The following is a 13293-nucleotide window of genomic DNA, read 5'->3' on the forward strand; positions in this document are numbered from 1 at the left end:
TCCACCAATTAAATAGAAAGCTTATCAAGTTTTTTACCACCCCAAACGGCGTTCACGATAGCTCGTGTTCCCACAATGGCAGTAAACATTGATGTTGCAATACCAATCGCCAAGGTAATAGCGAAGCCTTTTACAGGACCTGTACCAACTGCAAACAAAATCACAGCGGCGATAAAGGTGGTAATGTTGGCATCAGCAATGGTTGAGAAGGCGCTATCATAACCGTGGTGAATCGCTTGCTGCGGACTACGGCCAGCGCGAAGCTCTTCACGGATACGCTCAAAGATTAGAACGTTGGCATCAACCGCCATACCTACCGTAAGAACGATACCAGCAATACCCGGTAATGTAAGAGTGGCTCCTGGGATCATAGACATAACACCTACAATCAAAATAAGGTTAGCGCCAAGTGCAATGTTAGCGACCAAGCCAAACTTCTTGTAATAACCCAACATAAAGATCAGTACCAAAGCAAAACCAAGCATTACGGCACTCATACCAGCGTCAATATTTTCTTGACCTAGGCTTGGACCAACCGTTCGCTCTTCAACAATTTGAATTGGTGCAATCAAGGCACCTGCACGTAGCATCAATGCTAAGTTTTGTGCTTCTTGCGGTGTGTCTATACCAGTAATTGAGAAACGACGGCCAAGACGCGATTGAATCGTTGCAACCTGGATAACTTGTTCAACTTTCTTGAGTTTAGAAACGCCATTCTCGTCTTTTTGTTCCGTAGGCTTGTACTCTATAAATACCACAGCCATTGGCTTACCGACGTTGTCTTTAGTCATCGCCTGCATTTTGTTACCACCTTTGGTGTCAAGGTTGATAACAACTTGTGGCATACCGTACTCGTCAAACGCACTTTGCGCATCGACAATGTGGTCACCAGTAAGACGAACACGCTTTTCTAGTAATACAGGTCGACCATCAGCATCTTCGTATAGTTTTGCTTTTGGAGGAACACGGCCACGTAACGCAGCGTTAATGTCACCGTTTTCATAAACCATTTTAAATTCTAGTGTTGCCGTTGCACCTAGGATCTCTTTAGCACGAGCAGTGTCTTGAACACCAGGTAACTGAACGACGATTCGGTCCAAACCTTGACGTTGAACTAGAGGCTCAGCAACACCAAGTTCGTTAACACGGTTACGAATGATAGTGATGTTTTGGTCAACCGCGTATTGGCGAGTTTCCTTAATACGCTCTTCGGTCATCTTGACCATTAAGTCAGGCTCGTCTGTATACGAGTCTTCTGTCACAGATAGGTCTGGGTAACGGTTTTGTAAAAAGCGACGAGCAGCATCTAAGTCTTCGGCTTTGCGAACTTGAACGATCACCGCGTCTTTAGCGATGTCTCGTTTAATGGTGCGATAACGAATGTTTTCTTCGCGTAAGTCTGCTCTGAAGTCTTGAACCATTTGCGTAAATGATTTGTTCATGGCTTCTTTCATGTCAACTTCCATCAAGAAGTGAACACCACCACGTAAATCAAGGCCAAGTTTTAACGGCGACGCGCCAAATGACTCTAACCAGTCAGGCGTTGCTGGAGCAAGGTTTAAGGCAACAACAAATTTATCGTCTAGCTTCTCTGAAATTGCTTCTTTTGCGCGAAGTTGTTGGTCTTCGTTTTTCAAACGAATCAACAATCGACCTGCAGCCAGTTCGGTTTTTTTGTAGCTGATTTGCTGTTCATCTAAGGTATTGATGATTCTATCTAGAATCACTTCATCCACTTCTGCGCCGCGAAGACCTGATACTTGAACAGCCGGATCTTCACCATATAAATTAGGGGCTGAGTACAATGCGCCAATCAGCAGCACCATAACAACCATGATGTATTTCCACATCGGATACTTGTTTAACACGAACTAACCCTTTTCGAATCTTTTATCCAAACAAAAAACCAGCCGCAAAGCGACTGGCTTGATATTAAATCGACTTGATAGTGCCTTTTGGCAATACTGAGTTGATAGAGGCTTTTTGAATCATCACTTCGTTACCTTCAGAAAGCTCAACTTTAACAAAGTCTTTTTCTTCAGATACTTTTGTGATTTTGCCAATTAAACCACCTGCTGTTAGCACTTCATCGCCTTTGCTTAGCGAGCTAACTAGTGCTTTGTGCTCTTTTACACGCTTTGATTGAGGGCGGTAGATCATGAAATAAAAGATCAGTGCAAAAACAACTAACATGATGATCATGTCTGGGCCAGCGGCTGCCGCACCACCTGGTGCTGCTGCGTGCGCATTTGAGATAAATAAACTCATTGAAATTCCCCTAAAGGTTATTATTTTTTTAATGTATGAAAGAATATATTGGGACTTTGTACTGACTCTACAATACTAAAGCCCCAAAAACTGCAAATTATTTTTTAGGCATACCTTCTTCCGACAATGGCGGAACAGGTAAGTTGCGACGTGCATAAAAAGCTTCTACGTATTCGTCCAATCGATTTTCCTCGATGGCATCTCGCAAGCTCTGCATAACACGTTGGTAATAACGCAGGTTGTGAATCGTATTCAAACGCGCACCTAAGATTTCGTTACACTTGTCTAAGTGATGAAGATACGCGCGCGAGTAGTTTTTACATGTGTAGCAATCACAGTGCGGATCCAAAGGCGATGTATCGTCTTTGTGTTTAGCATTACGGATTTTGATTACTTCACCAGTAATGAATAAGTGACCATTTCTTGCGTTACGCGTTGGCATAACACAGTCAAACATATCGATACCACGACGAACCGCTTCAACGATATCCTCTGGTTTACCCACACCCATTAAATAACGAGGTTTGTGCTCCGGAAGTTTATAGGCAGTAGTGTCTAGAATATTGATCATGTCTTCTTTTGGTTCACCTACCGACAAACCGCCAATTGCATAGCCATCAAATTCAATTTCTACCAAACCTGCTAAAGATACTTCGCGAAGATCCGGATACATGCCACCTTGAACGATACCAAACAACGCCGACTCACTGTCACCGTGTTCTTGTTTAGAACGCTCAGCCCAACGCAAAGACAGCTCCATAGACTTTTTCGCTTCTTCACGTGTCGCAGGATAAGGCGTGCACTCGTCAAAAATCATAACAATGTCAGAGCCTAGGTCTCGTTGCACCGCAATTGAGCGCTCAGGAGTCAACATGATTTTTTCACCGTTGATTGGAGAGCGGAACTCAACCCCTTCTTCAGTGATTTTTCTCATCTCGCCCAAGCTGAAGACTTGGAAGCCGCCAGAGTCGGTCAAAATCGGTTTGTCCCAGTTCATGAAATCATGTAAATCACCGTGTTTTTTGATGATTTCAGTTCCCGGGCGAAGCATTAGGTGAAAAGTATTACCTAAACAAATATGAGCGCCGGTCTCTTTCACTTCATCCGGAGTCATACCTTTTACTGTGCCGTAGGTACCCACTGGCATAAACGCTGGAGTCTCGATGACACCACGTTCGAATGTGATTTTGCCGCGGCGGGCCTTACCATCAGTGTTGATTAACTCAAACTTCATTTTTAAACTCTTTTTTGTGTTCAACTTGCTGGATGTTTTTAGAACAAAACCAGCTTTACAAAACTGCGCAGTAGTATATCGAAATCACTGCTCAAAGTCGCCTAACCAGACGAGAATTTCTAGCCTTCTAACTCTTTTCGAGTTAAAAACATTGCATCGCCATAACTAAAGAAACGATATTCTTCGGCAATCGCCTCGTTATAGGCTTTTAATATGTTTTGCTTACCAGAAAAAGCAGACACCAACATTATCAATGTTGACTCAGGAAGGTGGAAGTTCGTCACCATTGCGTCAACTAACTTAAATTCAAAACCAGGATAGATAAAAATGTCTGTCTCGCCTGTAAATGGTGTCAATTGTTCGAATTGCTTGGTGGCCATTTCTGATTTCCAAGCAGCAGATTCAAGCGAACGAACAGAGGTAGTGCCTACTGCAATAACCCGACCACCCGCTTTTTTGGTTTCGATGACAGCATCAACAACATCTTGAGGAACTTCTGCGTATTCAGAGTGCATTTTGTGTTCAGTCACGTCATCAACTCGGATTGACTGGAACGTACCCGCTCCAACATGTAGCGTCACAAATGCTTTTTTGGCGCCTTTAGCTTCAATTTTTGCTAACAATTCTTCAGTAAAGTGAAGTCCTGCTGTTGGGGCCGCTACTGCACCAGGCTTTTCATTGTAAACCGTTTGATAACGCTCTTTGTCATCTTCTGTATCAGGGCGGTCAATATAGGGCGGTAATGGCATGTGGCCATGTTGTTCTAGCAGGTTTAATACTGGTGTCTCACCTTCAAATCGCAACTCAAACAAGTCGTCGTGACGTTGTACCATTTGTGCACTAATACCGCCGTCAAAGTGAATGACATTGCCAGGTTTTGGCGATTTGTTGGCACGTACATGAGCCAAAACTGAATGTTCGTCTAATAAACGTTCAACCAAAATTTCAACTTTACCACCGGAACTTTTTTGGCCGAATAAGCGTGCCGGAATTACTCTAGTATTGTTAAAGATCAACAAATCACCGGGCTCGATCAATTCGATAATTTCTTCAAATTGACGATGAGTAATCTCGCCCGTCTCACCATTTAATTGCATCAACCTACTGGCTGAGCGCTCTTTTTTGGGTGATTTAGCGATTAATTTTTCAGGTAAATCAAAATGAAAATCTGCGACTTGCACAACACACCTATAAACGTAAAACAGAAACTAAAAAAATTTGCGCAGAATTATACCAGTGTTTGACTTATAACCACACTAAAACCATTCACAGAAACTCGAATGTTAACTTGTTAATTTATGAATTAGTTTATAAAGTATCCTCTCAGGTAAAGTTTTTAGGTAGGGAAAATGCCGCAGTTGCTGCCACTTTTATTGATCACCTCTGATTTTCGTACTAAACGGCTGTTAATGGAAAAAATTAACTCGTTACAACTGTTTGACATTGATACCGTCCCTGATAGCAGTATTGCTATCGAGCACCTCAAGCGTAAAAAATACCAATTTATCATTTCAGAAATTAACGCGGGAAAGGTAGATGGCTGGAGTTTATCCAGTTTAATTCGTTCAGATATTTACAAGTCTGACAAAAAAGTCCCTATCGTCCTACTAACCGATACACATTGCGAGCGCATCGCTGAAGCAACCGCAAAATCATTTGGCATAAATGCCGTTGTCACAAAAAGTGAATTAAATGAAGTTAATACAATATTAGCTGACGCTTTTTCTAGTGAACTACCAGTTTCTACTAAATTAACGACATTAACTGTGGTTGCCGACCCTGACCTAAGCGACGAACTAAACCTTCTGTTTAATGTAAAGTTCGCGACTTTAGAAGCCGAAAGTGCAAAGCAAGGACTCGCATTAATTCGCCAACACGATATTGACCTTGTTGTTTTGGACAGTGATCTACCAGATGAAACCTCGCTTGTTTTGATGAACAGTATTCGGCAGGAAAAGCCCGAAATTTCAGTCGTAGTAATAATTCCACGCGACGACACAGAGCGTGCCGAATTTTATATGACCAACGGCGCCAGTGATTTTATTTATAACCCTATAAATAAAAACCGTGTACTAAACATTTGTGAACGTGCCGCACAGCGAAATGACTTTATTATCAGTAACAAACAATTTGCTTCTAAGGTTAATCAGTTAGAGCGAAGCGAGCAAAAGTTTAAAAACCTGTCAGATGCTCACACCAAACTATTAGAAAACCTAAGTTCGGTAGTTATGGAGCTAGATAATGCCGGTCGAATTAAGTTTATGAATCGTGCATGGCAGGAACTCACTGGATTTTCCATTCAAGACAGTCTCAACTTAACGCTTATGGAATTCATTGAATTTGATGATTTGGGTCACAATCGATTCAGCAATCAATTGAATGATATTTTGATGGCAAATGTCACCAGTACTACGGCAGAAGTAAAAATTCGAACTGTCATGAACAAGACGGTTTGGGTCGAAGTGCGACTTCACCAACTAGTGAAAGAGGGTCGAGTTCACGGCTTAACAGCCACCCTCGATAATATTGACGATCGCAAAAAAGCCGAAGAAAAGTTACAACATCTGGCTCTGCACGATACCCTCACAGGCCTTTATAATCGTTATTATTTCGACAATGAACTCAACCGCATGACATTGCTTGCTTCTCGGGGCAATGAAACACATTGTTTACTGTACATAGATTTAGATCATTTTAAGATCATCAATGATACAGAAGGACATCAAATGGGCGATCTTGTATTAAAGGAAGTCTCTCAAATCCTTTCGACTCGGTTGCGTCACTCTGATATTTTGTGCCGTGTTGGTGGCGATGAATTTGTTATTTTATTGTCAGAGACCAAGCTCAAAGATGCCATTGATATTGGTAATAATATTTGTGATCAAATCGCAAATGCCCATTTCCAATTTGGCAACAACACCTATAAAGTCAGTGCTTCTATCGGAGTCTCTGAAATTGATGGCCAAGCAACCGCTGCCGAGTATTTGCGACAAGCTGATATCGCTTTATATGTCGCTAAAAACAAAGGCCGTAACCGCACCCATAGCTATGTTGAAGGAGACACAGAGTCAACCCAGCAACTAGATAACATGAAGTGGGTTCAAAGGCTTCAACAAGCGATCATTGACGACAACCTAGTAATGCACTTCCAGCCTGTTTGGTCCTATGACGACAATGATGTCGCGTACTTCGAAGCCCTAGTTCGTTTACAAGTAGCTGACAAACTGAGTTATCCGAATGAGTTTATTCCTGCATTAGAACGCGCTGAAGATATTAGCTTTTTAGATCATCAGGTCGTCCACAAAACTATTAAGCTCGCTAGTGAAAATCCTAAATTACACCGAGTTGCAATTAACCTATCTGCTCAAGCATTCTCAGATGAGAGACTTTTACCACTTATTGAAGAAAAGCTGTCACAGTACAACGTCGCAGGTGAAAGGATTATATTCGAATTGACCGAGTCGGCCAGTTTAACCAACGTTAGTGGCACCCGCCGTATGATTGAACAGTTGAGTAAGCTAGGTTGTAAGTTCTCTATTGATGACTTTGGTACAGGCTTTAGTACTTTTGCATATTTAAAAGAGCTGCCGGCCCACTCTGTTAAAATAGATGGCTCATTTGTAAAGGATATGATCTGTAATGATGTTGACAGAACCCTTGTTGAGGCCATAAGTAATGTCGCTATGGTTTTAAACAAAACCAGTGTTGCCGAGTTTGTTGAAACCAAAGAAATCTTTGATTCTTTAAAATCTTTGGGGGTGACTTATGCTCAAGGTTACTTTATTAGCCGTCCACTGCCTCTTAACGAAGCCATAGAGTTTAGATTTGATCCCAATAACTTTGAATAACAAAAAACAAATATAAAATAACCGCCGTATGGCGGTTTTTTTATATTTAACTGAAATTAGCGACTTGCAATAGCCTCTGCAATCTTAGAGTCACCAAAGCCGTTTGCTTTTGCCCACTCTAAATCACCAGACCCATCAAAGTGAGATGAAGGAAGGCGCTTAACCATAAATACACCAACAGACTCTGCGTTCTTTTGCATTGCGTAGCGAATTAAGTTATCACCACCACAAGTAACACCGTCGTAAATGTTACGTAGTTTTACACCCGCATTTTTTAACTTTTTACGGAATCGGCTTTTGTTATCCGTTGCAACGTTGTCACAAACTCCTGCTAAAAACGACGCAACATCTGCCTGTGCTGGTGCACTTGTAGATAACGCTGATACAACTAATACAGTTGATAATAAAGATACCAATAATTTCATATACTTCTCGTTATTAATTTTTTGCGAACATTACTACTTGTTCAGAATATAGCAAATCTGACCTGCGTAGCATAGCGAATTATTTGCTTTGTCGCTTAAGAGTTACAAACTGATACTGATGAGGATTTTTATCATCTGAATCATGAGCTTGACGCTCTGTTTCTTGCCAATCCGCTACTTCAGTCCAATCTGGAAACCTTGTATCGCCCTCTACATCAAGATCTATAAAAGTTAAGTACAAGTGGCTTGCTAATGGCAAAAATTGCTCATAAATATGACCGCCACCAATGATCATTATCTCTGGCGCATCTTTCAATAGAGATAGAGCTTGCTCAGTAGAGTGAGCGGTCAATACCCCTTCATGTTGCCATTCTGAGTTACGCGTAATTACAATGTTTTGACGGCCAGGAAGCGGACGACCAATTGAATCGAATGTCTTTCTTCCCATAACCACGGGCTTACCCAAAGTAACTGATTTGAAATGTTTTAAATCTGCAGGCATATGCCACGGCATGTCATTATCTTTACCGATAACTCTACCGTTCGCCATTGCTGCAATGAGTGAAATTTTGGTCATAATATACAAAAGCCCTCTTAATTAGAGGGCTATCATATCTTTTTCATCAATGTGGTTAAATACTTTCTATTCAAGTCCAACCAATCGTTTGACATTAAGGCTTGTAAATTACCTCAACGTCATAATCATCTTCGTCAAAATCATCGTCATCGTCGAAGTCATCAATAACATCATTGTGGTAAGAGTCCCACTGGAACTCTACTTTCTCTTCTTGCTCTTCAACAACTTCACGAGGCATTTCTTCAAGTGCGTCAGAAAGATCGTTACAAAGATCTTTAGTATTTAAACCTTGTGACGCTGAAATTTGATAAATTGGACCTTCCCAACCTAGCTGCTCTGCAATTTCTTTACAGCGCTCATTTGCTTCATCTTCAGGTAGCAAGTCGATTTTGTTAAATACTAACCAGCGTGGCTTTTCTGCTAGCTTTTCACTGTATTGCTCAAGTTCACTTACGATCACTTTAGCATTTTCTACAGGATCAGAGCCATCAACCGGCATAATATCGACTAAATGAAGCAGTACTCGGCAACGCTCTAAATGGCGCAAGAAACGAATACCCAAACCAGCGCCATCTGCGGCACCTTCGATCAAACCGGGAATATCAGCAACAACGAATGAATTACCAGCGCGGACAACGCCAAGGTTAGGTACAAGCGTTGTAAATGGGTAGTCCGCTACCTTTGGTTTAGCAGCTGACACAGAGCGAATAAAAGTCGATTTACCAGCGTTTGGTAGACCTAACATACCCACATCGGCTAACAATAATAACTCTAGTTGTAAGTTGCGAACTTCACCTGGCGTGCCATTGGTCTTTTGGCGTGGCGCTCTGTTTACACTGCTTTTAAAACGCGTGTTACCCAAACCGTGATAACCACCCTTAGCAACTAGTAACTTCTGACCGTGTTTAAGTAGATCACCAATCACTTCACCAGTGTCGATGTCACGAGCGCGTGTTCCGACAGGAACCGACAACAAGCAGTCCTCACCACGAGAACCTGTACAATTGCGTCCCATCCCGTTTTCGCCACGCTGAGCTTTATGAAAGCGTTCAAAGCGGTAGTCAATTAGGGTATTTAAACCTTCATCTGCGACTAGGAAAACGTCACCGCCATCACCGCCGTCGCCACCATCTGGGCCACCTTTTGGGACGTATTTTTCGCGACGAAAAGACGAGGCACCATTACCACCATCACCGGCTTCGACTTTAATTTCAACTTCATCAACAAATTTCATTCGACTACTAACTCTTTGGGTTGGAACACGTGTAACAATACTAGTAACTATATGACTGAAGTGACTAGACTGCCAGTCTGCTACTAATATGGAATTGGGGAAATAAAAAACCCCGCAATAAGCGGGGTTTCAAATTGTAACTTTCGTTAAACTTATTCAGCAACGATGCTTACGTATTTACGGTTAAGTGGACCTTTAGTATCGAACTTAACTTTACCGCCAGCAGTCGCGAACAACGTGTGGTCACGACCCATGCTTACGTTTTGACCAGCGTGGAACTTAGTACCACGTTGACGAACGATAATGTTACCAGCCAATACTGATTCGCCACCAAAACGCTTAACACCTAAACGTTTGCTTTCTGAATCACGACCGTTTCGAGTACTACCACCAGCCTTTTTATGTGCCATATTAAAGTACCTTCTTTATTAAGCGTTAATGCCAGTAATCTTCACTTCAGTGAACCATTGACGATGGCCCGCTTGCTTACGTGAATGCTTACGACGTTTAAATTTAACGATTTTAACCTTCTCACCACGACCGTGAGAAACAACTTCAGCTGAAACCTTACCGCCAGCTACTAATGGTGCACCAACTTTTACGTCGTCACCGTTAGCAACTAATAACACCTGATCAAACTCAACTGTAGAACCAGTTTCTACGTCAAGTTTTTCTAGACGAATGGTTTGGCCTTCAGCAACACGGTGTTGTTTACCACCACTTTGGAATACCGCGTACATATTACTCCGTCTCCTGTGCGCTCTTCGCACAAATTAATTCTGTAAAACAGGGCGCGAATTCTAAAGCACTTCCCCGCTTTTAGCAAGACTAATTTGGCGTTAATTTAATAAATTTTAAACCTTTCTGTAACAGGTTCATAAAGTACCACAAGTTCATGCCGTTTTATCGGTATTTTACCGGAGTTTTTACGATTAAATTTTGGCTTTTGGGGTTTGTCAGGTAAACTCCGCAACCATTCCGATTGGCAATTGACTAAACAGCTGTACATGGATACTAAACAAATCATTGAACTTGCTGCCGAAGATATGCAAAGCGTAAACAAGTGCATAGGCGATCAGCTCAACTCCGACGTTGCGCTTATCAACCAACTTGGCATGTATATCGTCAACAGTGGCGGAAAACGCATCAGACCTATGCTCACTGTACTAGCTGCACGCGCACTAGGTTATCAAGGTGAACAACACCACACTCTCGCCGCCATTATTGAGTTTATCCATACTGCAACCCTTCTACACGATGATGTTGTTGACGAGTCAACAATGCGTCGAGGTAAAGAAACTGCAAATGCTGTTTTTGGTAATCAAGCCAGTGTTTTGGTTGGCGACTTTTTGTATACCCGTTCGTTCCAAATGATGGTTACGTTGGACTCGATGCGAGTGATGAAGATTCTTGCTGATGCAACAAATACGATCTCAGAAGGCGAAGTTCTGCAGTTGATGAACTGCAACGATCCTGATACGACAGAAAAAAGCTACTTTGATGTGATTTATGGCAAAACGGCTCGGTTATTTGAAGCGGCCACACAACTTGCCGCGATCATTTCAGGATCAAATGAAGAAACCGAAAAAGCGATGCAATTATACGGCATGCACTTAGGTACTGCATTTCAGTTAATTGATGATGTGATGGATTACACATCAGATGCCGATGATATGGGTAAAAACGTGGGTGATGACCTAGCCGAAGGCAAACCGACATTACCTCTTCTATATGCTATGTGGAATACGGATCCTGAAAATGCGGCTTTGATCCGCAGTGCGATCGAAAATGCCAATGGCATGGATCATTTAGATCATATCTTATCTGTCATGAAACAAACTGGATCGCTTGAATACACACGTCAACAAGCTGAAAAGGAAGCCGACAAGGCAATAGAGGCGTTGGGCGTGATCCCGGACAATGAATTTAAACAAGCGCTAATCAGTCTTGCTCACGTTGCGGTCCATCGCTCGGCCTAACAACACTTTGGCTCAACTCGCTTCTTTTTAATCATCAAATCGAAGACACAAAAAAAGCACCCTAAGGTGCTTTTTTAGTTTACTGCCTACGATTATTGGCCGTTAACGAACTCTTCACCTAAAGTGATGTCGCCACGAAGGCCGTCAAGCATCTCTGCTTTACACTTAGCTTCGTAGTCGCTTAGTTCGCCGTAATCAAAGATTTCTTTAACACCGTCTTTACCTAAAAGAACTGGTTGTGCAAAGAAACGAGCGTCAGAACCGTCACCTTCAACGTATGTGAATTCGAATACATCTTCTTCACCGTTTAATGCGTCAACTAGGCTCAAGCAGAAACGCGCAGCCGCTAGACCCATTGAAAGTGTTGCAGAACCGCCACCAGCTTTTGCTTCAACAACTTCAGTACCCGCGTTTTGGATACGGTGAGTTAGTTTTTCGATTTCTTCTTGAGTGAACTCAACACCTTCAACTTGAGAAAGAAGAGGAAGAATAGTTGTGCCACTGTGACCACCGATAACTGGAACAACGATGTCTTCACAGTTAAGGCCTTTTGCTTCAGCAACAAACGTTTCGGCGCGGATTACGTCTAGAGTCGTAACACCGAATAATTTAGCTGGGTTGTACTTGCCTTTTGCTTTTAGCGTTTCAGCAGCAATTGCAACTGTAGTGTTAACAGGGTTAGTGATGATGCTAATGCATGCTTCTGGACAGAAGTCCGCACAGCCTTCAACCAAAGTCTTAACGATACCTGCGTTGATGTTGAATAGATCCGAACGATCCATACCTGGCTTACGAGGTACACCCGCTGGGATTAATACAATGTCAGCACCCGTTAATGCTTTTTCTAGGTCGTCCTTACCAAAACCTTCTACTTTTACTTGAGTAGGGATGTGGCTTAGATCAACAGCAACACCTGGAACGACTGGAGCTACGTCATATAGCGATAATTCAGAACCCGCAGGTAACTGAGTTTTTAGTAATAAAGATAAAGCCTGACCGATACCACCAGCGGCACCTAACACTGCTACTTTCATATTAATCTCCAATTTAAAGAATGATTCAGAAGTGAAATTTGCCGGCAACCATACTCAATTATCCAGCTAAACTCAATTCGCAATTAGTATTATATGGCGAAATGCTTTAAAATTCCGCCTAAAAGACTGGCAAGGAAAAAATACAATGAGTCAAAACAAACAAGACGCCCTGATCAAAGCATTTAAAGACATTTTGAACGAAGAACGCTTCGGTTCACAAAGTGACATCGTAGATGCGTTGAAAGCCCTTGGTTTTGATAACGTCAGTCAGTCAAAAGTTTCTAGAATGTTAACCCGTTTCGGTGCGGTACGAACTCGCAACGCCAAACAAGAAATGGTTTACTGTTTGCCTGCTGAATTAGGCATGCCAACGGCAAAGAGTCCATTACGACAATTGGTGTTGGACGTTAATCACAACGAAGCTATGGTCATCATCAAAACTAGCCCAGGTGCGGCTCAATTAATTGCTCGTTTGTTAGATTCAGTTGGTAAGGCTGAAGGCGTGCTAGGTACCATCGCCGGTGATGACACGATTTTTATCGCACCTTTAAAAGTTAGCGAAATCGAGCACACATTAGAAAATGTAAAAGCCCTATTCGAAACAGTTTAATAGATAACTAATAAAATCTAATTTAAAAGAAATAAAAAGGTCTCAATTTACATTGAGACCTTTTTGTTTTTTTGAAGCCATTTG

At 42.1% G+C, this 13293-nt stretch carries 13 protein-coding genes; 3 read left to right on the top strand and 10 right to left on the bottom strand.

Going from position 1 to position 13293, the window contains the following annotated elements; genetic code table 11:
• Positions 1–8 precede the first annotated feature (8 nt).
• From secD to queA, 4 genes are all read right to left on the bottom strand, one after another.
• Entirely contained in the window at positions 9–1868 is a 1860-nt protein-coding gene (secD, locus tag J1N51_RS06765) for a protein translocase subunit SecD (RefSeq protein ID WP_208833167.1), read from the bottom strand.
• Positions 1869–1932: 64 nt separating this feature from the next.
• Positions 1933–2268 (bottom strand): preprotein translocase subunit YajC, encoded by a 336-nt coding sequence (gene yajC, locus J1N51_RS06770; protein WP_208833168.1) that lies wholly within the window; start codon positions 2266–2268, stop codon positions 1933–1935.
• A 97-nt stretch (positions 2269–2365) separates the two neighbouring features.
• A complete protein-coding gene (gene tgt / locus J1N51_RS06775; protein ID WP_208833169.1) occupies positions 2366–3502 on the bottom strand; it encodes a tRNA guanosine(34) transglycosylase Tgt in 1137 nt (378 codons plus the stop codon).
• Between the two features lie 119 nt (positions 3503–3621).
• On the bottom strand, positions 3622–4683 hold the full coding sequence (gene queA, locus J1N51_RS06780) for a tRNA preQ1(34) S-adenosylmethionine ribosyltransferase-isomerase QueA (RefSeq protein WP_208833170.1): 1062 nt from the start codon (positions 4681–4683) through the stop codon (positions 3622–3624).
• 168 nt (positions 4684–4851) lie between these two features.
• On the opposite strand from queA, the gene J1N51_RS06785 reads away from it, so the two are divergent.
• Entirely contained in the window at positions 4852–7350 is a 2499-nt protein-coding gene (locus tag J1N51_RS06785) for an EAL domain-containing protein (protein ID WP_208833171.1), read from the top strand.
• A 56-nt stretch (positions 7351–7406) separates the two neighbouring features.
• Here J1N51_RS06785 and J1N51_RS06790 read toward each other — a convergent pair whose 3' ends face one another.
• The 5 genes from J1N51_RS06790 to rplU all read right to left on the bottom strand — a co-directional run bounded on the left by J1N51_RS06790 (position 7407) and on the right by rplU (position 10326).
• The gene (locus J1N51_RS06790; RefSeq protein ID WP_208833172.1) at positions 7407–7775 is read right to left on the bottom strand and encodes a DUF3718 domain-containing protein; all 369 of its coding nucleotides are present in this window, start codon (positions 7773–7775) and stop codon (positions 7407–7409) included.
• Positions 7776–7854: 79 nt separating this feature from the next.
• Positions 7855–8352 carry a type 3 dihydrofolate reductase gene (gene folA / locus J1N51_RS06795; RefSeq protein WP_208833173.1) on the bottom strand — a complete coding sequence of 166 codons (498 nt, stop codon included), beginning with the start codon at positions 8350–8352 and terminating at the stop codon, positions 7855–7857.
• Between the two features lie 94 nt (positions 8353–8446).
• Positions 8447–9586 (bottom strand): Obg family GTPase CgtA, encoded by a 1140-nt coding sequence (gene cgtA / locus J1N51_RS06800; protein ID WP_208833174.1) that lies wholly within the window; start codon positions 9584–9586, stop codon positions 8447–8449.
• 152 nt (positions 9587–9738) lie between these two features.
• The gene (gene rpmA / locus J1N51_RS06805; protein ID WP_208833175.1) at positions 9739–9996 is read right to left on the bottom strand and encodes a 50S ribosomal protein L27; all 258 of its coding nucleotides are present in this window, start codon (positions 9994–9996) and stop codon (positions 9739–9741) included.
• Between the two features lie 18 nt (positions 9997–10014).
• Positions 10015–10326: a 50S ribosomal protein L21 gene (gene rplU / locus J1N51_RS06810; protein ID WP_208833176.1), complete on the bottom strand. Its 312-nt coding sequence runs from the start codon at positions 10324–10326 to the stop codon at positions 10015–10017.
• A gap of 267 nt (positions 10327–10593) precedes the next feature.
• Between rplU and ispB the strand changes: the two genes are divergently transcribed.
• A complete protein-coding gene (gene ispB / locus J1N51_RS06815) occupies positions 10594–11565 on the top strand; it encodes an octaprenyl diphosphate synthase (RefSeq protein WP_208833357.1) in 972 nt (323 codons plus the stop codon).
• A gap of 92 nt (positions 11566–11657) precedes the next feature.
• On the opposite strand, the gene mdh is transcribed toward ispB, so the two are convergent.
• Positions 11658–12599, bottom strand: coding sequence for a malate dehydrogenase (mdh, locus tag J1N51_RS06820; protein WP_208833177.1), 942 nt, complete (start codon positions 12597–12599; stop codon positions 11658–11660).
• A 145-nt stretch (positions 12600–12744) separates the two neighbouring features.
• Here mdh and argR point away from each other — a divergent pair, with 145 nt between their 5' ends.
• Entirely contained in the window at positions 12745–13209 is a 465-nt protein-coding gene (gene argR / locus J1N51_RS06825; protein ID WP_208833178.1) for a transcriptional regulator ArgR, read from the top strand.
• The last annotated feature ends 84 nt before the right edge of the window (positions 13210–13293 follow it).

The organism is Psychrosphaera ytuae, from assembly GCF_017638545.1.
GTDB classification, from domain to species: Bacteria; Pseudomonadota; Gammaproteobacteria; order Enterobacterales; family Alteromonadaceae; genus Psychrosphaera; species Psychrosphaera ytuae.

What these genes read in the sequence shown, in the direction of transcription:
- yajC (WP_208833168.1), bottom strand. Translation starts at nt 2,268, where the DNA reads ATGAGTTTATTTATCTCAAATGCGCACGCAGCAGCACCAGGTGGTGCG.
- tgt (WP_208833169.1), bottom strand. Translation starts at nt 3,502, where the DNA reads ATGAAGTTTGAGTTAATCAACACTGATGGTAAGGCCCGCCGCGGCAAA.
- J1N51_RS06785 (WP_208833171.1), top strand. Translation starts at nt 4,852, where the DNA reads ATGCCGCAGTTGCTGCCACTTTTATTGATCACCTCTGATTTTCGTACT.
- J1N51_RS06790 (WP_208833172.1), bottom strand. Translation starts at nt 7,775, where the DNA reads ATGAAATTATTGGTATCTTTATTATCAACTGTATTAGTTGTATCAGCG.
- folA (WP_208833173.1), bottom strand. Translation starts at nt 8,352, where the DNA reads ATGACCAAAATTTCACTCATTGCAGCAATGGCGAACGGTAGAGTTATC.
- cgtA (WP_208833174.1), bottom strand. Translation starts at nt 9,586, where the DNA reads ATGAAATTTGTTGATGAAGTTGAAATTAAAGTCGAAGCCGGTGATGGT.
- rpmA (WP_208833175.1), bottom strand. Translation starts at nt 9,996, where the DNA reads ATGGCACATAAAAAGGCTGGTGGTAGTACTCGAAACGGTCGTGATTCA.
- rplU (WP_208833176.1), bottom strand. Translation starts at nt 10,326, where the DNA reads ATGTACGCGGTATTCCAAAGTGGTGGTAAACAACACCGTGTTGCTGAA.
- ispB (WP_208833357.1), top strand. Translation starts at nt 10,594, where the DNA reads ATGGATACTAAACAAATCATTGAACTTGCTGCCGAAGATATGCAAAGC.
- mdh (WP_208833177.1), bottom strand. Translation starts at nt 12,599, where the DNA reads ATGAAAGTAGCAGTGTTAGGTGCCGCTGGTGGTATCGGTCAGGCTTTA.
- argR (WP_208833178.1), top strand. Translation starts at nt 12,745, where the DNA reads ATGAGTCAAAACAAACAAGACGCCCTGATCAAAGCATTTAAAGACATT.